Source organism: Paracidovorax cattleyae, from assembly GCF_900104515.1.
Taxonomy (GTDB): Bacteria; Pseudomonadota; Gammaproteobacteria; order Burkholderiales; family Burkholderiaceae_C; genus Paracidovorax; species Paracidovorax cattleyae.
The window spans coordinates 42,886-68,204 of record NZ_FNJL01000002.1 but is presented as its reverse complement, the minus strand read 5'-3'; the positions used below and the strand labels follow the sequence as shown (position 1 = coordinate 68,204).

The window sequence follows — 25,319 nt, the reverse complement described above, 5'->3', positions numbered from 1 at the left end:
GGTGCGGGAATTCGTGGCGGGCATGGTCGCTCCTTGCTGCAAATTTGCCGATGCGCCTCCCCTCCCCCGGCATGCGGCAAACGGCGTGCCCGGTCAGCGGGGAGTGCCGGCTTCCGCCTCGGCCCAGGCCAGGGCGGCGGCGTAGCCGGGTGGCGCGGCGAGCACGCAGGCCTGTAAGGCCGAGTCCTGCAGCGGGCCCTCCAATACCACGCCTACCCCACCGGCCGCCCGCCGCGCCACGCAGACGTGCGGCAGGTGCTCGGCCACGCCGAGCCCCAGGCATTTGAGGACCGCTTCCTTCACGGTCCATGAGGTGGGGAAATCCGGGCGTGCGGCAGGCGATGCGGCCCGCTCGCGGGCGGACAGGACCAGGGATTCGAGCGCGGCAAGGTCCGCCAGGCCGTGCGCGCCAAAGGCGTCGCAGCGCTCCACGTCCACACCCACGGACCAGGGGCTTTCCGCCAGGGCGATGAGCGCGTATGCGCCGGAGTGCGAGACGTTGAAATCCAGCCGCTCCCGTCCCACCAGCCCCGCAAGTGCCGGCCGGCCATGGGCGCCGGCGGCCAGGGGCACGTCCTGCGGGGGCAGGCCCATGCGCTCACCCAGCAGGCGGCGCAGCGCGGCCCGGGTGCAGGCGGAGCGCACGCGGTCGGCGGGCTGGCGCAGGCGCGCCGCGCGGTCGGCTTCGGCGGGGGAAAGCACGGCCCAGTCATCCGCGGGGATGGGTGCCTCCAGATGGAGCGGGACACGCCAGGCACGGAGGGCGGGCGGCACCTCCGGCGGCAGGGGCCACGGAACGGGCAGGGTCATGGGCGATGGCGGCATGGCCCGGATTGTCCGCATGGCGGGGGCATGCGCCGCGGCCCCGCTCTGCCGGTGCCGGGCACGGCCCCGGCGCCCTCAGGCCACATGCAGGTGCTGCGTCTCCCGCTCGGCATCCCCCGCGCTGCCGCGCGCCGGGGCATCCGGGCCGCGCGTGCGCAGCGGCTCCCGGGCCGGCGGCAGCGCGGCGGCGAGTACCTGGCCGATTTCCCCGGTGCGGACGGCGGTGACGGACAGCAGCGTGTCGCTCAGGCCGTGGCTGGATTCGCAGGCGCCCTGCAGGAAGATCGCGGGCCGGAAGCCCGGGGCCGTCTGCACGCGGTAGTGGCGGTCCACGGTGAAATCGCCCAGGTATGGGGCCAGCGGCGCGAGCACGTCGCGGTGGGCGGCGCGTTCGTAGCCCGTGGCCAGCACGGCGGCGTCGTAGCGCACCGTGCTTTCCTCGCCGGATTCGCGGTCATGGAAGGTGAAATAGACGCCGGAGGCATCGGCGCGGGCGGCGCGCACTTCGTGCTGGCGCAGCATGCGCAGGCGCCGGCCGCCGGTCACGCGCTGTTCGTAGAAGGTCTTGAAGACCTGCTGGATCAGTTCCAGGTCGGCCACGGCGTAGTTGGTGTGGGCGTATTCGCGCAGCAGCGATTCGCGCTCCGGGCCGGAGCGGCCGAACATGTAGTCGGTGAAGTCGGCGTTGAAGATCTCGTTGACGAAGGGGCTGTCGTCGGAGGGGCGGATGGCGCGCGCACGCATCGCCCAGTCCACTTCGGGCGCATGGGCGCGGCCCTGCAGGTCCATGAAGATTTCCGCGGCGCTCTGCCCGGCCCCGATCAGGGCGATGCTGCGCGCCGCGCCCTGGCGGGCGATGTCGCGCAGGTAGGTGCTGGAATGGAACACGCGCGGGTCGCCGTGCAGGCCGCGGAACACTTCGGGGATGCGCGCGGTGCCGCCCACGCCCACGATGAGGTTGCGCGCCAGGCGCTCCTGCACGCGGCCGGCCGCGTTGCGCGATCGCACGCGCAGCTGTTCGACCACGCCGTCCGGGCCGGGCTCCGGCAGGACCTCGAACACCTCTTCGCCGTAGGCGCACTGGCCCTCGAACTGGCGCGCGGCCCAGCCCAGGTAGTCGTTGAACTCGTGGCGGCTGGGATAGAAGCTCTTGAGGTTGATGAAGTCCTGCAGCCGGCCCTGCTCGTGCAGGTAGTTGAGGAAGGTGAAGCGGCTTTGCGGATTGCGCAGCGTGGCGAGGTCCTTGAGGAAGGAGATCTGCATGTGCGCATGGTCCAGCAGCATGTGCGGATGCCACGCGAAGGATGGCTGGCGCTCGATGAAGAAGGCCTGCGGCGCGCGGCCGTGGGCGCCGCGGTGTTCTTCGAGCGCGATGGCCAGCCCCACGTTGGAGGGGCCGAAGCCGATACCGATCAGGTCATGGATGTGCTGCATGGGATGACAACTCCTTTGAAAAAGGGACTGGCCGGCCGGCTCGCGGCCGCACCGGGATTCGGACGGTCAGGCGGCCAGGGTTTCGCGGCCGGCGCGCACGCGGTTGTCGGCGATGCGGCCCGCGCTCATGTGGACGACGCGGTCGGCCAGGTGGAAGTAGCGGTCGTCGTGGGAGATCACGACCAGCAGGTGGCCCTTGGCGCGCAGCTCGGGCAGCAGTTCGGTGTAGAAGAGATGGCGGAAGGCCGGGTCCTGGTCCGCGGCCCATTCGTCGAACACCATGACCGGGCGGCCCTCGAGGTAGGCGTGCACCAGCGCGAGGCGCTTGCGCTGGCCGGTGGACAGGTCCACGGTGCTGAAGGCGCCGTCCTGGATGCTGACCTTGTGCGCGATCTCCAGGCGCTCCAGGTAGGGGCGCGCGGCCTCGGGCAGGGCCGCCATGCCCGCCCCGCCCTCGCCTGCACCGGCCAGGTCCTCGAAGAGGTAGAAGTCCGAGAGCACGGTGGTGAAGAGCTGCCGGTAGTCGTCGCGCGACTGCGGGGTGACGGCCACGCCGTCGATCAGCACCTCGCCCTCCTGCGGCGCATACAGGCCCAGCAGCAGCTTGATGAGGGTGGTCTTGCCCGAGCCGTTGTCGCCGACGATGAAGACCATCTCGCCGCGGCGCAGCTCCAGATCCACGGGGCCGAGCGAGAATGGCTCGCCGCCATCGGCGGGCGCCTCGAAGGCATAGCGCACGCCCTGCAGCGAGATGCCTTCGTGCAGCACGGGGGCGGGGGCCGGGCGGTCCTGGTGCAGGTGGGGTTCAGGCGTGGCGAAGCGCGCCGACAGGTCGGCGATGCGTAGGAAGGCCACCTTGGCGCGGCCCATGTGGGGCAGCGTGGCGGCGATCTGGTCGATGGGGCCCTTGAGGAAGAGCAGCACCAGCGCGAAGCCGCTGAGCACCGCCGGCTCGGTGGGCTGGAAGGCGGCCCAGCCGAGGATCATGGCGATGAGCAGGAAGAACAGCGCGGAGCCGAAGGCGGTGGCGGTGACGTAGGTGTTGATGGCGCGGCCATTGACCTGGCGGATCTGGGCCACGATGCGCTCCACCTGCCCGTCCAGCATGCGGGCGCGGCGCTCGCGGTGCATGCGCAGCTCCTTCGCGCCTTCGCTGATGGCACGGTAGGCTTTGTGCAGGTTGTCTTCGTGCTCGCGGGCCTTCCAGAAGCCTTTTTCGGCCCGCGTCTGCGCCACCACCTGGAGGCTGGCGCCGATGGCCAGCGCCAGCACCACCAGCCCGAAGAGCGGCAGGGACAGCCAGGCCATGTACACGAGGCAGCCCAGCATTACGGCCGAGGCGATGAGCGCGGACGACAGCACGAAGGCGGCGTCGCTGATCATGTCCACGTCCTGCGACAGCACGGGCATCAGGCGGTGGGTGCGGTAGCGCTCCAGCGCGTCGATGGGGGCCGACAGGATTTTCTGCGCCAGGCCGACGCGCACCTGCGCCACCAGTTTCTGGCCGACATAGTTGGTGGAAACGTCGGCCACCAGGCGCCCGAAGAGGGCGGCGGCGCACAAGGCCACGAAGGTCCACAGCATGCCGCCGGACATGCCGCCGTTGCGGTGCAGCACGTCGTTGACCGTGCGCAGCAGCAGCACGGTGGCGATGCCGGCGGCGAGGCCGCACGCCGTGGAGAGGGCGATCCACTGGAGGAAGGGCCGTAGAAGCCGCGCCACCTCGGAAGCCGGGGCACGCGGAGCGGGGGCTGCAGTCATGCGCAAGATCTCTTTCCGCCCGTCGAGGGCTGGTTGCAAGGCGGGACGCCTGCTCCAAAGACGCTGCGGGCGCGGGGATGTTCATGCGCAGGGGTGTCCAACGCCGACGCACGCAGAGCGGATGAACAAGCGCCGCGCTGGATCGTCACCTTGGAATGCACTGCGCCTTCGCGCCCTCTTCCATCCCCGCCCGGCGTGCCGGGGTTCGCGCGCCATGATCGAATTGCTGCGGCCGCTTTTTCCGGGCGCGCTCGCCCCGCTCGCGCAGCGGCTGCATGCCGGGCCTGCGCCCGAGGGCGCGTGGCCCGGTGCGCGGCTGCTCGAGCCGGCGCAATTGGAGGGCCTGCTGCGCCGGTACGCCGCCGCGGTGTGGGGGCTGCAGGGGCCGGCGGCGAAGGACCTGCGCGCGGCCGCCTCGGCCTGGGTGCTGGACACCCTGGGCGTGCTGGCGCCGCCGGTGGCCGCGGCCGCGAGCGTGCTGGGGCATGTGTTTCCCGTGGGACTGCAGGGGCTGCACCTGGACCTGGCCGCGGACGGGCGGGTGCGCGGCGTCCACCTGGCCGGCATCGGCACCGCACTGCCGGGCGCCCCCGCCGCGCAGCGCTATGCGCTGCTGGTCTGGCAGCACTGGGCGCCCCTGTTCACGGCCCTGGAGCAGGTGGCGCGCGTGCCGCAGAAGGTGCTGTGGAGCAATGCGGCGCGGCACCTGGAAGCGGTGCTGGAGCAGGCGGTGCGGCTCGCGCCGCACCAGCCCGCGATCGCGCAGGATGCCGCCGACCTGCTGCAGGCGCCCGCATGGCCCGCCGCCGGCGGACCGCGCGCCAATCCACTGTGCCGCCCGCGCCGCGTGGTGGCGATGGCCACCGCGCAGGGCACCGAATCCGTGGCGCTGCACCGCGAGTGCTGCCTGTACTACCGCCTGCCCGGCGAAGGCTACTGCGGCCGCTGCCCGCTGGACCCGCGGCACCGCGCACCGCCGGCCGGGCGCAGCCCGGGTGCCTGCGCCGGCACACCGGACGCGCAGCCGGCCGGCCCGGCCTGAAGCGGCCCGAAGGCACACCACCGCGACGCTGCGCGATCCACTCATTTTTTCAGAACGTTCCGACCTCCAACCCCTGCCCTTCCATGCCACAGGCCAAGCTCGTTTACATACTGTCCCTGCGCAACGCGGCCGCCGACCAGGCCGGCCAGTTCATCGACTACCGCGGCGGGCGGCGCTACATGCCCTCCCCGCTCGAATACCTGGCGCACGCGCTCGACACCACGCCGCTCGGGGAAGCCTACTCCCTGGAGGGCATCGTGTTCGACGACGACCCGCAATCGCCGCGGGACCGCGCGGCGCTGGACGGCTACGGCTTCGCATGCACGCCGGGCGAGCGCTGGATCTTCCCGCACGAACTCGCCACCCAGGACCGCAAGCTGCGCGACCTGCTGCGGCCGGTGCCGTCCGAGTACCGCCGCCTGCCCCTGGCCGATCCGGGCCGCGCGGCCGGCAAGCAGGCTTTCGAGGCCGCGCTGCAGCGCACGCTCGAATCGCTGCAGGCCGACATCGTGGTGCTCGACGGCCTGCTGGTCATCCTGGATGCGCTGGTGCAGCCCGGTGCGCCGTTCCAGCGCCGCATCGTGAACATCCATCCGGGCATCACCCGGCTGGAGTCGCCCTACCGGCGCCGCGGCGCGCACGCCACGCTGGACGCCCTGCACGGGGCCCGCGGCGAGCGCGTGACCGACTGGCAGCGCATGGCCACGGAGCCGGTCACGCCCATCCTGCGGACCGGTGCGTCGCTGCACTACGTGGACGACGGGATCGACTCGGGTGAAGTCATCCACGACGTGCTGGGCACGCCAATCGACCCGGCCGACACGATCCTGGAGCTGCGCTGGAACAACTTCCACCGCAGCCTGTTCCCCGCGCTCCACCAGGGCCTGCAGCTGCTGGCCCCCCACCTGTCGGGCGCGCCCCGCCCCGCCTAGGGCCTGTTAACGCTATGCAAGGGGTCGCGAAGCTCATCACAGCCCGCCCATCAAGGCGCGCGACGCCGTGCGTGTGGCCACACGTGCAAGGCGCGCAACGCCGGGGGGCGGGCTGTGATGAGCTTCCCTTCGGGTTGCTCCGCGAAGGGGCCGTTTGCAGCGTTGCCCGTGCTTGCAAGGCCCCGGCCTTGCTACGCCCAGTCGCCTTGCACCCAGCCCCTTCGCGAAGCAACGCGATCCCCTTGCATAGCGTTAACAGGCCCTAACCATTCCTCCCTTGAGGACGACCAGGAGACAGACCGTGAAATTCGCCACGCCCCATTCCCCGACTTCTTCCCCCTCCTCCGATCCTGCGGACGCTCCGGCCGGGCCAGCCGCCGGCCGGCCTTTCCTGTCCTATGCGGGCGGGCAGGCGCACGCGGTGCGCATCGACGGCCCTTCGCTGCAGTTGGCGGGCGGGCCGGCGGAGCCGCCCTCGCACTGGACGCTGTCCGGGCACGACGGCGGCGACCTCGTACTCGGGCCTGCCGCAGAGGGCGCCCGGCCCGCGCCGGCAACGCAACTGCTCGCGGCGCTGGACGCTGCTTTTGCCGCCCATCCGGAGCGGCGCGACATCGCGATGCAGCATGTGGACCCCCAGGCCCTGGCCGCGCTGGCGGAGGCCGGCGTGGTGCTGCCTGCGGCGGACGGCAGCTGGCGCGCCTGCCGGGACACGCTGTGGCAGCAGCCCGGGCTCTGGCGGCCCGGGGTGCCGCCGCCGATGGCCCAGCGCTTCGCGCTGACGGACGGCCGCTACCACCCCCGCCGCGCGCCCAAGCCGCGCGGGCTGCTCTACCAGCGCTACATCCCGTGGCTGGAGCGCACGTTCACCTTCCGCAGCCTGGACATCGACGAAGACCTGCCACGCTTCAACCGCTGGATGAACGACCCCGACGTGGCGGTGATCTGGGAGGAGGAAGGCGACCTGCAGAAGCACCGCGCCTACCTGGAAGGCATCGACCGCGATCCGCACATGCATTCGATGATCGCCAGCCTGGGCGGCGAGCCCTTCGCCTACTTCGAGGCGTACTGGACCAAGGAGAGCCGCATCGCGCCCTTCTACGACGCGCACGACTACGACCGGGGGTGGCATGTGCTGGTCGGGGAGCCCGCCTTCCGGGGCAAGGCCTTCGCCACCGCCTGGCTCACCTCGATCTCGCACTACCTGTTCTTGTGCGATGCGCGCACGCAGCGCATCCTGGGCGAGCCGCGCATCGACCACCACCAGCAGATACGCAACCTCGACAAGTCCGGCTACGCGAAAGTCAAGGAGTTCGACCTGCCGCACAAGCGAGCGCAATTGGTGATGCTGCTGCGCGAACACTACTTCTACGACGGCCTGTGGATGCCGCGGACCTGAGCAGTCACGGGAAAAACGTAACTGCGATCTGGTTAACAAGAAACATTCTCATTACAATTCGTATGCATTCCGCACTTGTGCACTTATTCCATATTTGAAGGGGGTTTTCCGATGCGCCATGTTTACGCCGCGAGGCCTGCGCGGCAGCGCCTGCTGCACGCTTCCATCACCGCAGCCTTCGGCACCGCGGCCGTGCTGTCCACCCCGCTGGCCGGGGCGCAGGAAGCCTCCGCCGGCTCCACCACACTGCCCACGGTCACGGTGACCGGCGGCGCCGAGGAAAGCGCCACGGGCCGGGTGAACGGCTACACGGCACGCCGAAGTGCGACCGCCACCAAGACGGACACCCCCCTGATCGAGACGCCGCAGTCCATCTCGGTGATCCCGGCGGACCTGATGGAAGCCCAGGGCGCGCGCACGGTGAAGGACGCGCTCAGCTACTCGCCGGGCGTGATCCCGACGCGCTACGGAGCGGACTCGCGCTACGACTGGATCTCGCTGCGCGGCTTCGACGCCTATTCGCCGGGCTTCTACCTGGACGGCATGCCGCTGCGCAACAACGGCAACTGGGGCATCTGGCCGGTGGAGAGCTACGGCGCCGAGCGGATCGAGCTGCTGCGCGGCCCGGCGTCGGTGCTGTACGGCATGAGCGGGCCGGGCGGGCTGGTGAACGCCGTGAGCAAGCGCCCGACGGCCGAACCGCTGCGCGAGGTGCAGGTGCAGATCGGCGACCACGGGCGCCGCCAGATCGCGGCCGATGTCTCCGGCCCGCTGGGCGAGGACGGCAAGCTGCTCTACCGCCTGACCGCGCTCACGCGCGATGCCGACCTGCCGGCGGGCGACATGAAGGACGACCGCACCTTCATCGCCCCGGCCTTCACCTGGAAGCCCTCCAGCGACACCAGCCTGACCGTGCTGTCGCAGTTCGGCCGCACCCGCGCGGGGGTGTACTCGCGCACCCGGCCGGCCGTGGGCTCGCTCGTGCCGACGGCCATCGGCACCACCATCCCGAGCGACCTGTTCGCCGGGGAGCCCGGGTACAACCGGTTCGACATGGACACGTCGATGATCGGCTACCTGTTCGAACACCGCATCAACGATGCCTTCACCGTGCGGCAGAACGCGCGCTACGGCCAGCTGGACGTGGACTACACCGCGGTCCAGGGCCGCAACTTCATCACCGTGAACCCGGCGAACCCGCGCGATCCGGCGAATTTCTCCACGCTGCGGCGCACGGTGTCGGGCAGCAACGAGCGCATCCACGCGCTGAACCTCGACAACCAGCTGGAAGCTCGCCTGCGCTCGGGCGACGTGCAGCACACCGTGCTGGCCGGGCTGGAATACCAGCGCACCCGCATCGACCAGGTCAGCTACAGCGGCGGCTCCGCGAGCCCGCTCAACATCTACAACCCCGTCTATGGCGGCGCGGTGCAGCTGCCCGCGCCGTGGTACGACGGCGTCGCCACGCTCGCGCAGACCGGCCTCTATCTGCAGGACCAGATCAAGTGGCGCGACCGCTGGGTGCTCACCCTGGGCGCCCGCTACGACCGCGCCACCAGCGATGTGGACAGCCGGCTGGACGGCAGCCAGACCAAGGTGTCGGAACACAAGGCGACCAAGCGCGCCGGCCTGACCTACCTGGCCGAAGGCGGGTGGGCGCCGTACGTGAGCTACACCGAATCGTTCGTGCCCACGGCCATGCGCAACCCGGCCACGGGCCAGCCGTTCAAGCCCGAGACCGGCCGCCAGTACGAGGCCGGGGTGCGCTACCAGCCCGAGGGCGGCAAGCAGCGCTACAGTGCCGCCATCTTCGATCTGCGCCGCAAGAACTACCTGACCGCGGACGACAACTTCGTGCCGCGCCAGACCGGCGAGATCCAGGTGCGCGGCCTGGAACTGGAAGCCTCGGCCGAGCTGATGCCGCGCCTGAACGTGGTGGGCTCCTACAGCTACACGCCCACGGCGGAGATAACGGCCAGCAGCACGGCCCGCGAGATCGGCAAGCCGCTCACGGCGGTGTCGCGCAACGCCGCGGCGCTCTGGGTGGACTACCGGTTCGCAAACCGCATCAAGGTGGGCCTGGGCGCGCGCTACACCGGCTCCAATCGCGGCGACCTGGACGCCGCACCGGCGAAGGTGCCGTCCTTCACCGTGTTCGACGCGATGATCGGCTACGACATCGACCGCTGGAGCTTCGCGCTGAACGTGCGCAACCTGGGCGACAAGACCTACATCGGCAACTGCGACCAGTACGGCAACTGCTATTACGGCGACCCGCGCCGGGTGGTGGCCACGGCCACGTACCGCTGGTAAGGCCCGCGGCCTGCCGGAAACGCGAAGGGGAGCGGCAGTGCGCCGCTCCCCTTTTTGCGTTCAGGCAGGCGCTTTCAGGCGCCTGCCTGCTTTCATGCGCGCGGGAGGCGGTCGGCCGCGCGCAGCGCCTCGCGCAGGGCCCCGATGAAGGCCGTCTGGCGGATGATGTCCAGGTGCCCTGCGCCTTCCACGACCTGCACGCCGCGCACGTCCGCGAGCGCGGACCAGTCGCGCAGCGCCCCGCCCTCTTCCACCGAGCGGCCCGCCTGGAAGAGGTGGACCGGCAGCCCGTCGCTGGCGGGCGTGTGCCGGCAGGCCTGCACGCGCTTGTCGAGCGTGGTCCAGAGCAGGTATTCGTGGCTGTCCTCGCCCTCGCCGTCCAGCGGCAGGGGTTGGGGGGTATCGATCAGCTGTTGCAGCACGCCGTCGCGTTCGTCGGGCTGCATGCGCTCCAGCAGTTCGCGCCACCGGTCGGCCATGGTGGAGGCGGACAGCCAGGCGTCCAGCCGGGCCTGCGCCTGCGCGCGCTCCGCCGCGGACAGCGGCCGGTCGGAGCGCAGGGGCTCCGTGCGGTGCACGTCCACCAGCGCGGTGAAGGCGACCTCCACGCGGCCCTGCAGGCGCCGTGCGGTTTCGACGGCCAGGTCGCCGCCGGAGGACCAGCCCAGCAGCGCGCACCGGCCGCCCACGGCGGTGGCCGCGATGAAGTCGGCGTACTCGGCCGCGAGGGATTCCACCGCGAATCCGCGCCAGCGCTGCCGCGTGTACACATGGCTCACGAAGGCGTGCACGGTGCGCTCGCCGCGCAGCGCTTCGGCCAGCGGCAGGAATTCGCGCGTGTTCACGACCATGCCGGGCAGGCAGTAGAGCGGCACGCCGTCGCCCCCGTCTTGCAGGCAGACGGCGTCGTGCGCGCCTTCGAAGCGTTCGCGCAGCCGCTGCGCCAGGTGCGCGAGCGTGGGGGACTGCATGACATCGGCCAGGCTCGCCTGCGCACCGCCCGGCACCTGCCTGCGCAGGCGGGCGACCAGCTTGAGGCACAGGATGGAATCGCCGCCGAGCGCGTGGAAGTTGTCGTCGCGGCCGACGTGATCGACGCGCAACACCTCGCTCCACACCTTCGCGATCGCTTCCTCCAGGGGGCCGCGCGGGGGCGCGCTGCGGGCCTCTGCGCGTTCGGCGTCCCCGGGAACGGCAGCGGGCAGCGGCAGGGCACGGCGGTCGAGCTTGCCGTTGGGCGTGAGCGGCAGCGCGGGGATGGGCAGGATGTGGTCCGGCACCATCCAGGCCGGCAGCGCCGCCTGCAGCTCAGCGTGCAGTTGCGCCTGCAGCGCGCCGGGATCGGTGGACGCAACGGCATCGGCGGGCACCACGTAGGCATGCAGGGCCATCGCGCCATCGGTTTCGCGAGCCCGCGCGACCACCACCGCATCGGCCACGCCGGCGCACTCGCGCAGGCGCTGGGCGACCTCCGCGGGCTCCACGCGCCATCCGCGGATCTTGACCTGGTCGTCCGCGCGCCCGAGGAATTCCAGCGCGCCGTCGCGACGCAGCCGCACGCGGTCGCCCGTGCGGTAGAGGCGCGTGCCGGCCTCGAAGGGCGAGGCGACGAACCGTTCCGCCGTGGTGCCGGGTCGGCCGGCATAGCCGCGCGCGAGCCCGCGCCCGGCCAGGTACAGCTCGCCGGGCATGCCGGGCTGTACGGGCTCCAGGCGGGCATCCAGCACGTGGGCCCGGATGCCCGGCAGGGGCCGGCCCAGCGGCAGCGCGGTGAACCCGCGCGGGCCCTCGTCCGGCGGCGCCGCGGGATGGGTGAGCACGCCCACCGTGGTTTCGGTGGGGCCGTAGTGGTTGAGGATGCGCAGGCCCGGGCGCAGCGCGCGCACGGTGCGCAGCAGTTCGTCGTCGGCCGTCTCGCCGCCCAGCACCAGGGTATGGCGCGGCAGCGCCGCGGCGGGATGGCGCGCATTCAGCAGGCCGCGCAGGTGGCTGGGGACGATCTTCAGCACATCGGCGCCGCAGCGCTCCATGCCGGCCGCGAACGCATCGGGGTCGAACGCCTCGGCCGTGGAGGGCAGGTAGAGGCAGCCGCCCGAGCACAGCGCGCCGAACAGCGCGGTGTGCCCCAGGTCCGCGCCCACGGTGGAGACCATCGCGAAGCAGCGGCCCGCACCCAGGTCCAGGCGCTGGAGCACGCCCTGGGCGTAGTTCGCCAGCGCGCCGTGGGGCACCACCACGCCCTTGGGCCGCCCGGTGGAGCCGGAGGTGTAGATCATGTAGGCGCCCTGCGAGGGGTGCAGCGGGCGGACCGAAGGCGGCGGCACGGTGGCCGCCGTGCCGGACGCAATGAAATCCATGCGCCACTGCGGCACGCCTTCCGGGGGGTGCGGGAGATCGCCGATCAGCAGGGCGGCGCCGCAATCGTGCAGCAGCTCGTCGCGCCGGGCAGGCGGCAGCGCCGGGTCCAGCGGCACGCAGACGGCCCCTGCCCGCATCGTCGCGAGCCAGGCCAGCACGAACTCCGGGCCGCGCTCCAGGCACACGGCCACGCGGTCTTCCGCATTGATGCCGTGCACCTCCAGACGCTGGGCCCACTCGGCGCTCGCGCGATCGAGTTCCGCGTAGGTGATCGTGCTCCCGCTGGCGGTAATGGCCGGGGCCGCAGGATTGCGCAGCGCGGCGGCGGCGAAGGCGTCCAGCACGCTCGCGCAGGGCCATGCGGTCTCCTCGCCACGTAGTTCCGGCACGGGCGGCAGCGCCGCCTGGCCGATGGCCGGGATGCCGCCATCGGCCGCCTGCCGCGCCAGCAGGCGCAGCCCGTCGGACAGGCGCAGGACGGTGTCGCGGTCGAACAGGTCGGCCGCGTAGGCGATGCCGAACGAAAGGGTGTCGCCATCGTCCAGCACGTCCACGCTCAGGTCGAAATGCACCTCGTCCACGGAGATGCTCCCTGCCGCCGCGGCCTGCTTCTGCGCCCCGCGCGGTGCGGCCTGCTGCTGGGTGGACTTGACCTGAAACAGCGGGTGCAGGCCGGGCACGCGCGGCACCGAGAGCGCGTCCACCAGCATGTCCAGCGGCACTTCCTGGTGGGCCTTGGCCTCCACGAAGCGGTCGCGCACGTGCTCCAGCCACTGCGCAAAGGACCAGGCCGGATCGGCCTGCAGCCGCAGCACCAGCACGTTGGTGAAATGGCCCACCACGCCGGCCAGTTCGGGCCGGTCCCGCGTGGTGGTGGGCACGCCGATGCACAGGTCGTCCTGGCCGCCCAGGCGGTGCAGCAGCAGCCCGAGCAGGGACAGGCAGACCAGGTAGGGCGAGGCCGCATGTGCTCGGCCCAGCGCGCGCAACGAGGCGGACACGGCCTCGTCCAGCACCGCCGTGACCATGCCGCCCTGCGTGCCGCGCCGTGCGGTGCGCGGCCGGTCCAGCGGCAGCGCGGTCGCGAGCGGCGCGTCGCGCAGGCGTTCGCGCCAGTGGCCTATCTGGCGCTGCAGCTCTCCGGCTTCCATCCAGTGCCGCTGCCAGGCGGCGTAATCCGCATAGCCCAGCGCTGCCGCGCCCGGCGCCGCCGGGCCTGGCGCCGCTTCGCCCGATGCGGCGAGCAGCGCGCGCAGTTCGGACAGCAGCAGGCCGATGGACTGCCCGTCGGCAGCGATGTGGTGCACGCACAGCACCAGCTCGGGCGCGCCTTCGGGGAAGACATGCAGGCAGGCCCGGAAGACGGGGCCGCGCTCCAGGTCGAAGGGCTCCATGGCGAAGGCCTGGGCCTGCGCGGCCAGGGCCTCCTGCGCCTGCGCGCGCGGCATGTCCCATGCGCGCACCGACCAGCCGAAGCGCTGCTGCAGGTCTTCCCGCTGCACCGGCTGGTCCTGCGCGTCGCAGCCGAAGCAGGTGTGCAGCGCGGCGTGGCGCGCCACCAGCGTGGCCAGGGCACGGTGCACCGCGGCGGCATCCGGCGCGTCCGGCACATCAGGCAGCGCCATGCGGCCGGCGAGGTTGTAAGCGGGCGACGCGGGATCGCGCTGCCACGCGAGCCACAGGGGCCGCTGGGCGTAGGCCATGGGGGCTTCGCCGGCGGCGGCCCTGGGCACCACGGGCAGCGCCTCGAAGCCGATGCCGCTGGCACGCAGCCGCTCCAGGAACACCTGGCGCTTTTCAGGGGTGAGGGCCGCGAAGCGGCGCGAGAGCTCGTGCATTTCGGTGGTCATGCGATGGTCGTCTTTCCCGTTCGTGATTCAGAGTTCCAGTTCCCCCAGCAGGGCGTCGATGCGCCGGGCCGGGTCGCTGGCCGCGGCGGCGCCGTCCACCTGCGGCGCCGCGCCGTCGGCCGCGAGGCGCGCAGCGAGATCGGCGAGCACCGGCACCTCGAACACCGTGCGCAGCGCCACGGTGCGCCCCCAGGCCCGCTGGATGGCGGCGACGAGCTGCACCGCCAGCAGCGAGTGCCCGCCCCGCTCGAAGAAGTGGTCGTGCCGGCCGATGGCATCGACCTGCAGCACCTCGCGCCACAGCGCGGCCAGAGCCGACTCCACGCCGTCGCGCGGCGGCTCGCCGGGCGCACCGGACCCGGGCAGGGCCTGGGCGGCTGAAGGCAGGGCCCGGCGGTCCACCTTGCCATTGGGCGTGAGAGGCAGCCCGTCCGACACCAGCACCGCGGCCGGCACCATGTAGTCCGGCAGGGACTCCCCGAGGCGCTCGCGCAGCAGGGCGATGTCGATCGCGAGGCCGGGCTGGGCGCTCACGTGGGCGACCAGGCGCGCACCCCCCGGCCCCTGCTCCGCCACCACGACGGCCTCGCGCACTTCCGGCTGGGCCAGGAGCCGGGTCTCGATCTCGCCCAGCTCGATGCGGAAGCCTCGCACCTTCACCTGGTGGTCCACCCGGCCCAGGTATTCCAGTTCGCCATCCTCGCCCCGGCGCACGCGGTCGCCGGTGCGGTAGAGGCGTTCCCCGGGAGTGCTCGGCGAGGGGTGCGCGACGAAGCGCTGCGCGGTCAGCGCGGGCTGGCGCAGGTAGCCACGGGCCAGGCCCGCGCCGCTGACGAACAGCTCGCCCGGCACCCCGGGCGGCACGGGCCGCAGGTCTGCATCGAGCACGCACAGGCCGAGGTCGGGAATCGCCGTGCCGACCGGGCTGCGCTGCGGCTGCAGGTCGGCCCGGGTGATACGGCGCCAGGTGACGTGCACTGTGGTTTCGGTGATGCCGTACATGTTGACCAGCTCGGGCCGCGCGTCGCCGAAATGCGCGATCCAGGGCCGCAGCCGCTGGGGATCGAGCGCTTCCCCGCCGAAGATGACCACGCGCAGCGAAAGCTCCGGCATGCCGGCCGGCGGCGGTTCGTAGGTGGAGGGAAGGCCCACCAGTTGCCCGAAGGCGGACGGCGTCTGGTTGAGCACGGACACGCGCCGCGTGCGCAGCAGCGCCAGGAAGTCCTGCGGGGAACGGCTCGCCCAGTAGGGAACGATGACCAACTGCCCGCCCGTACAGAGCGCACCGAAGAGCTCCCACACGGAAAAGTCGAAGGCGCAGGAGTGGAAGAGTGTCCAGACGTCCTCGGGGCCGAAGCGGAACCAGCCGTCGGTGCCGCGCAGCAGGCGCACTACCTGGCGATGGCACAGCTGCGCCCCCTTGGGCCGCCCCGTGGAGCCCGAGGTGTAGATCACATAGGCGAGGTGGTCGGGATGCACCGCCACATGCACTGGCGTGTCGGGCCAGGCGCCGGTATCGCACTGCGGATCCACCACGGCCAGGCCCGCAGGCAGCGGCGAGGTGTCCCACAGGCCATCCTGCGTGACCACGCAGGCCATGCCGCTGTCGCCCGCCATGTAGGCGATGCGTTCCGGGGGATAGTCGGGGTCCAGCGGGACATAGGCCGCGCCGGACTTGAGCACGGCCAGCAGCGCCACCACGAGGTCGATCCCCCGGCCAAGCGCGACGCCGACGCGGGCTTCAGGCCCGGCGCCTGCGGCGCGCAGCCGGTGCGCCAGGCGGTTGGCGCGTCGGTCGAGCTCGCCATAGGTCAGCGCATCGTCCTCGAAGCGCAGCGCGACGGCGTCCGGGCGCAGGCGGGCCTGGCGCTCGAACAGGCGGTGGATCGTGTCGTTGCCGTCCACTGCCACGGGAGCCGGGGCTTGGAGTGCGTCCGGCAGGGCCAGCACATCCAGCGAGCCCAGCACGCGGCCGGCATCCTCCGCCAGCGCGCGCAGCCCGCGCACCAGCTGGTCTGCCAGCATGCCGGCCGCAGCGGCATCGACCCGCCCGGGGTCGTGCCGCAGCTGCAGCGTCAGCACCGGCTCGAGCAGCGCCAGCAGCGTGACCGGGTAGTGCGTTTCCTCGCGCTGAGCGGCCACCTCTGCCTCCAGGCCCGAGGGCAGCGCGTGCAGGGCGCCATCGACGGGATAGTTCTCGAACACCAGGAGCGTATCGAAGAGCCCGGCGGCATCCGTGCCCATCCACCGCTGGATATCGTAGAGCGGCGTGTGCTCGTGTTCGCGCATGTGCAGGCCCTGCGCCTGCAGTTCCCGCAGCCATTCGCCCACGGCCGTGCCGGACCGGGGGGTGCAGGCCATGGGCAGCGTGTTGATGAACAGGCCCACCGCACGCTCGGCCCCCGGCAGCTCCGCCGGGCGGCCCGCCACGGTGGTGCCGAAAACCACCGTTTCCTGGCCGGCATGGCGCTGCAGCACCAGGGCCCAGGCCGCCTGCACCAGCGTGTTGAGGGTGATGCGCTCGCGCCGCACGAATCCCTGCAGGCGCGCGGTTTCCTCCTGCGTGAAGGACTTCTGCACCTGGCCGGCGTCCGGCCGCGCGGACCCTCCATCCCGCACGGAGGGCGCGGAAGGTGCGGGGCGTGGCAGGCACCGGGCCAGGAGGGTCGGCTCTTCCACATCGCCCAGCGCCCCGGTCCACCAGGCGCGGTCCGCCTCGGCGTCGCGGTGCTGGAGCCAGCGGATGTAGTTCCTGTAGCGGCCGGCCGGCGCTGTATCGGGCTCGCCAGCATAGTGGCGCAGCACTTCGGCCATGAGTTGCGAGGTGCTCCAGCCGTCCAGCAGCACATGGTGCATGGTCCAGATGAAGTGGTGGCCATGCTCGCCGGTGCGCACCAGCGCGAAGCGGATGAGTGGTGGCTGCATGCCGGGGAACCCGGCTGCCAGCTCCTCCTGCGCCACCGCGTCCAGAAGGGCACGCATATCGCGCGCGTCGCGTACATCGCCGCGCGCATCGATCTCCCGCCACGGCAGCCTGCCGGCACGGGCCACCCACTGCAGGGGCCGGGCGCCCTGGGACAGCACGCCGCTGCGCAGCACCGCGTGGCGCTCGAAGGCCGCCTCCCAGGCCGCGTGCAGCCGGTCCGTGTCGAGGTGGCGGAAGTCGATGCGCAACTGGTTGCGGTAGGCGGCCGCATCCGGGTCCAGCAGGGTCTGGAAAACGAGGCCCGCCTGCAGGGGCGATAGCGGGTACAGGTCTTCCACCTGTGCCCAGTCCAGCCCGAGCGCGTCCAGGCCCGCCTGGTCCAGCCCCGCGAGCGGGAAATCCGAGGGCGTGGCGCCCTGCGGCGCCTGCGCGCAGTGGTCGATCAGCGCCCGCAGCTCGCGCTCGAAGTCCGCCATCCAGCCGCGCACCGCGGCGGCATCGTGGCGCGCGCCGCTGAACAGCACATCCATCGACAGCTCGCCCGCGAGCACGCGGCCGTTGACGGTGAACTCGTGGGTGAGTGGAGCGCCGGCATCCACGAAGGGGCCGGCCGGCTCGGGCGCCAGCGCCCAGCCGCCCGCGCCTTCCTGCGGCCGGGCGTCGAACTGGCCCAGGTAGTTGAACACCACCTGAGCGCGCTGCAGCGCCTGCAGGGCTTCGCGCTGCTCCGGCGTGCCGAAGTGGCGCAGCGCACCATGGCCCACGCCGTGCCGGGGCACGGCGCGCAGGTTTTCCTTCACGCGCCGCACGGCGTCGCCCAGCGGCCCCCGCGCGTCGAGCGCCACGGGGTAGAGCGAGGTGAACCAGCCCACGGTGCGCGACAGGTCCACCGCGGGGTCGAGGTCCTCGCGGCCGTGGCCTTCGATCTCCACCAGCACGCGGTCGTGGCCGCTCCAGCGGCACAGTGCGCGTGCGAGGGCGGTGAGCAGCAGGTCATTGGCCTGGGTGCGGTAGGCCGCGGGTGCCTGCGCGAGGAAGGCCTCGGTGGCGCGCCGGTCCAGGCGGATGGAGACGGACTGCTGCTGGGCCGCGGTGCGCGGGCCTTCGGGCCGCGCGCACGGCAGCTCCGCCGGGCAGCCGGCCAGGGCGGCCCAGTGCGCCAGTTCGTCGGCGTGGTCCTGCCCGTAGCGCTGCAGCACGGCTGCCCACTCGCCGAGACCGCTGGAGGCCGGCGGCAGCGCGGCCGGTGCGCCCGCGAGGCAGCGGGCGTAGGCCTGCTGCAGGTCGTCCAGCAGGATGCGCCAGGACACCCCATCGACGATGAGGTGGTGCATGGCGAGCAACAGCCGCGCATCGCCGCCCGGCAGGGCGACGGCGACGGCGCGCAGCAGCGGGCCGCGCTCCAGGTCGAGGCTGGACTGCGCCTGCTCGCACAGTGCGCTGAGCTGGGCGGGGCCGTCCGCCGCGCGCACCCACAGTACGTCGTCCCATTCGGACAGGGCCGTGGCGGTGTCCTCATAGCGCTGCGTCCATACCTCCCCTGTCGCGCCCTGCTGCCGCGTGTAGCGCAGGCGCAGCGCATCGTGCCGCTCCGCCACCGCGCGCAGCGCGCCGCGCAGGGCCTGTGCCTGCAACGGAGCGGGGCTGCGCAGCAGCACGGCCTGGTTCCAGTGGTGGCGGGCCGGCATCGGCATGGCGAAGAAGTCGCGCTGGAACGGCAGCAGCGGCACCTCGCCGCGCGCCGGGCCGGCGGGCCGGGCCTCGCCGGAAGGCAGGCGCTCCACGACGGCCGCGAGCTGGGCGATGGTCTGCCGCTCGAACAGCTGGCGCGGCGTGGCGCGCCAGCCGGCCAGCCGCAGCCGGGCCACGATCTGCAGGCTGAGAATGGAATCGCCGCCCAGCTCGAAGAAATTGTCGTCGCGGCCCACCTCGGCGCGGCCCAGCACCTCGCACCAGACGCGGCCGACGGCCTGCTCGGCTTCACCACGCGGCGCCCCGCCCGCCTGGGAGGCCGCGGCCTCGGGCGGCTCGGGCAGCGCCTTGCGGTCCACCTTGCCGCCGGGGCCCGTGGGCAGGCGACCGAGCACGACGATGGCCGACGGCACCATGTAGTCCGGCAAGCTGCGCTCCAGGTGCGCGCGCAGGGCGCCTTCGTCCAGCGCGGTCCGTGTTGCGGGCACGGACGCCGGCACCGGGGCGACGTAGGCGACCAGCCGCGTGCCCTGCGCGGTTTCGCGCGCCACGACCACGGTCTCGCCCACGCCCGGCGCCGCCCGCAGTGCGGCCTCGATCTCGCCCGGCTCGATGCGGAAGCCCCGCACCTTCACCTGGTGGTCCGTGCGGCCCAGGTATTCGAGCTGGCCGTCCTCGCGCCAGCGCACCCGGTCGCCGGTGCGGTAGAGGCGTCCACCGCCGCCGGACGGATCGGCCACGAACCGCTCCGCCGTGAGGCCGGGCCGGCCGCCATAGCCGCGCGCCAGGCCCGTCCCGCCCAGGTACAGCTCGCCGGGCACGTGGCGCGGCACGGGCTGCAGGTCGGCATCCAGCACATGGGCGGTGCGGCCCGGCATCGGCTGGCCGATGGGCGCGTAGGCCTGGGGGAAGCAGGCGAGCGCATCCACCTTCCAGAGCATGGGCGTGACCACGGCCTCGGTGGGCCCGTAGCCGTTGATGAGCAGGCGCGGCCGCAGGTGGCGGCGCACGGCATCGAAGCCTTCCCGCGGCATCGCTTCGCCGCCGAAGGAGATCAGCTCCAGCGCGGGCGCATCGCCCCCTGCCCGCCCGGCCCAGTCGGCCAGCTGCCCCAGGTAGGCCGGCGGAAAGCCCGCATGCGTGATGCCGCGCGTGCGCAGGGCCTCCAGGGTCTCTTCGGCGGTCCAGAGGGTGTCGTCGCGCAGCACCACGGCGGCGCCGCAGGTGAGCCCGGTGAACAGCCGCTCGTGCGCGCCGTCGAAGGCGAAAGAGAGGAAGTGCAGTTCGCGCGTGCCCGGCCCCATCTCGTAGCAGGCGGCGGTGTCCACGCAGTGGGCCGCGAAGGGGCCGTGCTCCACCAGCACGCCCTTGGGCAGGCCGGTGGAGCCGGAGGTGTAGATCACGTAGGCCAGCTGGCGCGGGCCCACGGGCACATGGGGGCCGGTGTCGCACGCGCCGGGTTCGTCGTCGCTGGCAACACAGGCCACGCCGGGCGGCAGCGGGATGCGTCCCACCAGCGCGCTTTCGGTGAGCAGCAGCGCCATGCCGCTGTCGCGCGCCATGTGGGCCAGGCGCTCGGCCGGATAGGCCGGGTCCAGCGGCACGAAGGCCGCGCCGGCCTTGAGGACGGCCAGCAGGGCGGCCACCAGCTCGGGCGAGCGCGACAGGGCGACGCCGATGCGCCGCTCCGGCCCGGCGCCCAGCGCAGCGATGCGGCGCGCAAGGTGGTTGGCCCGGCGGTCCAGCGCGCGGTAGCTCCAGGCAGTGTCCCCGGCCTCCACGGCCACCGCATCGGGCTGCCGCCGCGCCATGCGCTCGAACAGGCGGTGCACGGGCTCGGCATGGGGCTGCGCGCGCGGGCAGTCGCCCCATTCGTGCAACTGGCGCGCCTCGCCACCGGCCAGCAGGGGCACGTCGCCCACGCGCGGATCGCCGCTGCCTTCCAGCACCTGCTGCACGGCCGCGAGCACGGCTTCGTAGTGGCCCGCCATGCGGCGCACCGTGCCGGCTTCGAACAGTTCGCGGGCGTAGTGGAACTCCAGCCGCAGGCCGCCCTGACCGTCCTCCACGGCGCCCAGGATGAGCTCGAACTGGGCGGTCTGGCCCGGGATGTCCCAGCGCTCGAGCGCGAGGCCCGGCAGGCCGCCCAGCGCGCGGTGGTCGTGCTGCTGGTAGTTGAACATCACCTGGAACAGCGGCGGCGCGGCCAGGCTGCGGCCGGGCTGCAGCGCCTCGACCAGTTGGTCGAAGGGCAGGTCCTGGTGGGCCTGGGCTTCCAGGGAGGCGTCGCTCACCGCGTCCAGCGCGGCGGACAGCGGCGTGCGGCCATCGACCTGCAGGCGCAGCACCTGGGTGTTCACGAACAGGCCGACCAGGCCCTCGGTCTCCACGCGGCCACGGTTGGCCACCGGCACGCCCACGCGCACGTCGTGCTGCCCGCTCCAGCGGTACAGGGCCGCCTGGAAGGCCGTGAGCAGCGCCATGAACGGGGTGATGCCGCGCGCCTGCGCCGCGGAGCGCAGTGCCCGGACACGGTCCGCGGGCAGGTCCCAGGCATGCAGGGCCGCCCGGTAGCGGCCGTCGGCACGGCGCGGATGTTCCGCGGGCAGTTGCAGCACCGGCTGCTCGCCGCCCAGCCGGGAGCGCCAGTATGCAAGCTGGTGCTCCTTTTCACCCGCCTCCATCCACTTGCGCTGCCAGAGGGCGTAATCGGCGTACTGCAGCGCGGCAACGGGCTCCGCAGGGGCGCCCTCGCCCGCATGGCGGGCGCGGTAGCGCTCCGCGAACGATTCGACCAGCACGCGCAGCGACCAGCCGTCCGAGACGATGTGGTGCATGGCGACCACGAGCCGGTGCTCCTCCACGCCCGTGCGCAGCAGCCAGACCCGCAGCAGCGGGCCCTCGCCCAGGTCGAAGGGCGTCTCGCAGCAGGCGCGGGCGGCGGCCTCGGCGCGCGCGCACCGCTCGGGCTCGGGCAGGTCCGACAGGTCGATCCGGTGCACGCCGAACTCCACGGATGACAGCACCTGCTGGTGGGGATGCCCCCCGGCATCGGCGCGGAAGACCGTGCGCAGCGCGCCATGCCGCGCGATCACGTCGCGCCAGGCAGCCTCCAGCGCGGGCAGGTCGATGGCGCCCCGCAGCACGAACGCCCCGGTAATGTGGTAGGCCGAGCCCTGCGGCTCCATCTGCCACAGGAACCACTGGCGCATCTGCGCATACGACAGCGGGGCCTGTCCCGGCTCCGCCCCACCGTCCTGCGGCTCGCGCGGCAGGATGGGGAACTGGCCCATGGTCAGCCCTTCTTCGTGCATCTTCGCGTAGGCGGCGCGGCGCTGCGCATCGGTCAGCCCCATGAAGCGCCGGGCCATCCGGGCCTGCGGGGAAAGTGCATCCATATCGCTCATCCGGCAATCTCCATATCGTCGAGGAAGGCATCCAGGCGCGACAGCGCGTCTGCCACCGGGCGCTGCGGGCGCGCGGCATCCACGCACTTCGCCAGGTCCGCCAGCACGGGGTACAGGAAGACGTCCCGCACCGAAATCTCGGCCTGCAGGCCCGAGCGCACGCGGGCGACGAGCTGCATGGCCATCAGCGAATGGCCGCCCTGGGCGAAGAAGTGGTCGGTGCGGCCGGCGCGCGGCAGCGCCAGCAGTTCGCACCACATGCGCGCCAGCGCCTCCTCCACCTCGCCCTGCGGTGCGGCATAGTCGGCCGCGGAAGCGGGCTGCAGCGAAGGCAGCGCCTTGCGGTCCACCTTGCCGTTGGCATTCAGCGGCAACTCCGGCAGCACCGCGATCTGCGAGGGCACCATGGCCTCGGGCAGTTCCGCGGCGAGCCGCGCGCGCAGCGCCTCGCCGTCCAGGGTGGTGCCCGCATGCAGGCTGCAGTACGCCACCAGCGCCGTGCCCGCGGGCGTGGACGCGGCCACCGCCACGGCTTCGCGCACGTCGGAGCAAGCCAGCAGACGCGCCTCGATCTCGCCCAGCTCGATGCGCTGGCCGCGGATCTTCACCTGGTGGTCCAGCCGGCCCAGGTATTCCAGGGCACCATCCTCGCGCAAGCGCACGAGATCGCCCGTGCGGTAGAGCCGCGCGCCCGGCTCGAACGGGTCGGCCACGAAACGTTCGGCCGTAAGGCCCGGCCTGGCGGCGTACCCGCGCGCGAGCCCGGCGCCGCCCAGGAACAGTTCCCCCGACGCGCCCGCCGGCACGGGCTGCATCGCGGCATCGAGCACGTGGGTGCGCAGCCCGGCGATGGGCCGGCCGATCGGCACCGGGCCGCGCTCCTGCGCATGGCAGGTCCAGTGCGTGACGTCGATGGCGGCCTCCGTCGGGCCGTAGAGGTTGTAGAGCGCCGCACCGGGCAGGCGCTCCAGCACCTGGCGGCGCGCCTCGGCCGGCAGCGCCTCGCCGCTGCACACGATGCGACGCACGCTGGCGCAGGCGCCCGCGCCCAGCTGCGCCAGCAGGGCCTGCAGCATGGAGGGCACGAAGTGCAGTGTCGTCACCGCATGCCGCTGGATGAGCGCCTGCAGTTGCACGGGCTCGCGGTGCGCGCCCGGGGGTGCCACCGCCAGGCGTGCGCCCACGGCGAGCGGCCAGAAGAATTCCCACACCGACACGTCGAAACCGAACGGCGTCTTCTGCAGCACCGTGTCGCCCGGGCCCAGGCCGTAGGCCTGCTGCATCCACGCGATCCGGTTCGACAGCGCGCCGTGGCGGTTGGCCGCGCCCTTGGGCCGGCCGGTGGAGCCCGAGGTGTAGATCACGTAGGCCAGGTGCTCGGGATGCAGTGCCACGGGCGGGCACGCGGCTTCCGCGCCATCTTCAGGCGGTGCATCCTCCAGGGGCAGCAGGACCACGGGCTGCGCCATCGCCGCCGGCAGGCAGGCGCGGTGGGCGGCATCGGTCAGCACCAGCGCCGGGGCGCAGTCGCCGAGCATGTAGGCGATGCGGTCCGCCGGCAGCTCGGGGTCGAGCGGCACGTAGGCGCCACCGGCCTTCAGCACCGCGAGCAGCGCCTCCACCATGTCCGTACCGCGCGCGAGCGCCACGCCCACCAGCGTCTCCGGGCCCACGCCGCCGGCGCGCAGCCGCTGCGCGAGGCGGCTGGTGCGCGCGTCGAGCTGCGCATACGTCCACTCGCGCTCGCCAGCCACCAGAGCGGGCGCATCGGGCGTCAATGCGGCCTGGCGCTCGAACATCCGGTGCACGGGCAGGTCCATGTCCACGGCGCTCCCGCCCGCCGACCATGCCTGCAGGCGCGCACGCTCGGCATCGCCGAGCATGGCGACCTCGCCGACGCGGCGCTCGGGGTCGTAGGCCAGCGCATCCAGCATGCGTTCGTAGTGGCCGGCGATTTCCGCCATCTCCTGCGGTGTGAACTTCGCCGCGTCGTAGCGGAAAGCGGCCCGCAGCCCGCCGTCCGGGTCTTCCATGGTCTCCAGCGTGAGCCCGAACGGCGCCGCGCGCAGCCCGGGATCGACGCGGCGCACGGCCAGCCCCGGCCAGCCCGCCAGGGGCCGGCCGCCCTCGCCCAGGTGGTTGAACATGCACTGGAACAGTCCGCCGCCTGCGTGGCCGCGCTCGGGCCGCAGCACCTGCGCGACGTGCTCGAACGGCAGGTCCTCGTGCTCTCGGGCCTCCAGGGCGGTCGCATGCACCTGCGCCAGCAAGGCAGAGAGCGGCATCTGCGGTGCGGGCCGCGCCTGCATCACCACCGTGTTGATGAAAACGCCGGCCATGTCGGCGGTCTCCGGGCGGTTGCGCCCCGCCACGGGCACGCCCACGCGCTGTACCGCGTGCCCGGCATGGCGGAACAGCACCGCATGGAAGGCTGCCAGCAGCACGCAGAACAGCGTGGTGCCGTGCGCGCGGGCGCGTTGGCGCAATGCCTGCGCCAGCGGGGCGGGTACGGCCAGCAGGTGCTGCGCGGCCACGGTCTCCGGTGCGGGAGCCCCCTGCGGCGAAGGAGACGCAGCGCCCCGGCCGATCTGCAGCACGGGCGCTTCCTCCGCGAGCTGCCGGGTCCAGTAATCCCGGTGCCGTGCGGCCTCCGGCCCCTGCAGCCACTGCCGCTGCCAGATCGCGAAATCCACGTAGCGCAGCGCCGGGGGCGCATCGGACGGCGCACGGCCCTCCAGCGCATCCGCATAGCCTCGTGCCCATTCGTCGAGGATGCGCTCCACCGTCCAGGCATCGGAGGCGATGTGGTGCATCATGAACAGCAGCCGGTGCTCACGCGGGCCCAGCCGGGCGAGCGCGCAGCGCAGCAGCGGGCCGCAGCGCAGGTCGAAGGGCTCCGCGCACACCTCGCGCGCCAGCGCCTCCAGCCTGGCATCGCGATCGGCCGGCGCCCACCCGGAAACGTCGGTGCAGGGCAGCGGCACCTCCCGCGCGGGCTCCACGCGCTGCCAGGGCATGCCATCGTCGCCTTCGCCGAAGACGGTGCGCAGGCCCTCGTGGCGCCGCACCAGGGCCTGCAGCGCCGCATGCAGGGCGGCGGCATCCAGCGGGCCGTCGAAATCCAGACCTCCGCCCACGTGGTAGGCCGTATTGCCGGGATCCATGCGCCAGAGGAACCACTGGCCCTGCTGGGCCCAGGACAGGGGCGCCTCGGCCCCCTCCGGCACGCCGCTGCGCGGCAGCGCATCCACGGCGAGCACTGGAGGCGGCTCCGCCCCGCCGGGAGTGGGGGACCTGCCGCTCAGCCGCTGGCGCAGCAGCGCCTGCTGTTCGGGAGAAAGGCGCGCGCGGCGCTCGGAAAGAAGAGGACTGTCGCTCAT

General features: G+C 72.8%; 10 protein-coding genes. 4 read left to right on the top strand and 6 right to left on the bottom strand.

Annotated features, from left to right (window positions below; translation table 11 throughout):
* Positions 1 to 93 precede the first annotated feature (93 nt).
* The 3 genes from BLR05_RS01760 to BLR05_RS01750 all read right to left on the bottom strand — a co-directional run bounded on the left by BLR05_RS01760 (position 94) and on the right by BLR05_RS01750 (position 4,020).
* On the bottom strand, positions 94 to 825 hold the full coding sequence (locus BLR05_RS01760) for a 4'-phosphopantetheinyl transferase family protein (RefSeq protein ID WP_244160026.1): 732 nt from the start codon (positions 823 to 825) through the stop codon (positions 94 to 96).
* A gap of 75 nt (positions 826 to 900) precedes the next feature.
* Positions 901 to 2,259 (bottom strand): lysine N(6)-hydroxylase/L-ornithine N(5)-oxygenase family protein, encoded by a 1,359-nt coding sequence (locus BLR05_RS01755; RefSeq protein WP_092831991.1) that lies wholly within the window; start codon positions 2,257 to 2,259, stop codon positions 901 to 903.
* 66 nt (positions 2,260 to 2,325) lie between these two features.
* Positions 2,326 to 4,020 (bottom strand): cyclic peptide export ABC transporter, encoded by a 1,695-nt coding sequence (locus BLR05_RS01750; protein WP_092831990.1) that lies wholly within the window; start codon positions 4,018 to 4,020, stop codon positions 2,326 to 2,328.
* Positions 4,021 to 4,234: 214 nt separating this feature from the next.
* Between BLR05_RS01750 and fhuF the strand changes: the two genes are divergently transcribed.
* The 4 genes from fhuF to BLR05_RS01730 all read left to right on the top strand — a co-directional run bounded on the left by fhuF (position 4,235) and on the right by BLR05_RS01730 (position 9,706).
* Positions 4,235 to 5,062 (top strand): siderophore-iron reductase FhuF, encoded by an 828-nt coding sequence (gene fhuF / locus BLR05_RS01745; protein WP_092831989.1) that lies wholly within the window; start codon positions 4,235 to 4,237, stop codon positions 5,060 to 5,062.
* 83 nt (positions 5,063 to 5,145) lie between these two features.
* On the top strand, positions 5,146 to 5,994 hold the full coding sequence (locus BLR05_RS01740; RefSeq protein WP_092831988.1) for a formyltransferase family protein: 849 nt from the start codon (positions 5,146 to 5,148) through the stop codon (positions 5,992 to 5,994).
* A gap of 301 nt (positions 5,995 to 6,295) precedes the next feature.
* Positions 6,296 to 7,393 carry a GNAT family N-acetyltransferase gene (locus BLR05_RS01735; protein WP_208605967.1) on the top strand — a complete coding sequence of 366 codons (1,098 nt, stop codon included), beginning with the start codon at positions 6,296 to 6,298 and terminating at the stop codon, positions 7,391 to 7,393.
* A gap of 111 nt (positions 7,394 to 7,504) precedes the next feature.
* The gene (locus tag BLR05_RS01730) at positions 7,505 to 9,706 is read left to right on the top strand and encodes a TonB-dependent siderophore receptor (protein WP_092831987.1); all 2,202 of its coding nucleotides are present in this window, start codon (positions 7,505 to 7,507) and stop codon (positions 9,704 to 9,706) included.
* 92 nt (positions 9,707 to 9,798) lie between these two features.
* Here BLR05_RS01730 and BLR05_RS01725 read toward each other — a convergent pair whose 3' ends face one another.
* The 3 genes from BLR05_RS01725 to BLR05_RS01715 are packed head-to-tail and all read right to left on the bottom strand — an operon-like array spanning position 9,799 to position 25,319.
* Positions 9,799 to 13,914, bottom strand: a complete 4,116-nt coding sequence (locus tag BLR05_RS01725; protein ID WP_092831986.1) for a non-ribosomal peptide synthetase — start codon at positions 13,912 to 13,914, stop codon at positions 9,799 to 9,801.
* A gap of 27 nt (positions 13,915 to 13,941) precedes the next feature.
* Positions 13,942 to 21,939 (bottom strand): non-ribosomal peptide synthetase, encoded by a 7,998-nt coding sequence (locus tag BLR05_RS01720; RefSeq protein ID WP_092831985.1) that lies wholly within the window; start codon positions 21,937 to 21,939, stop codon positions 13,942 to 13,944.
* Entirely contained in the window at positions 21,936 to 25,319 is a 3,384-nt protein-coding gene (locus BLR05_RS01715; protein ID WP_092831984.1) for a non-ribosomal peptide synthetase, read from the bottom strand. Before BLR05_RS01715 ends, BLR05_RS01720 begins: the two co-directional genes overlap by 4 nt.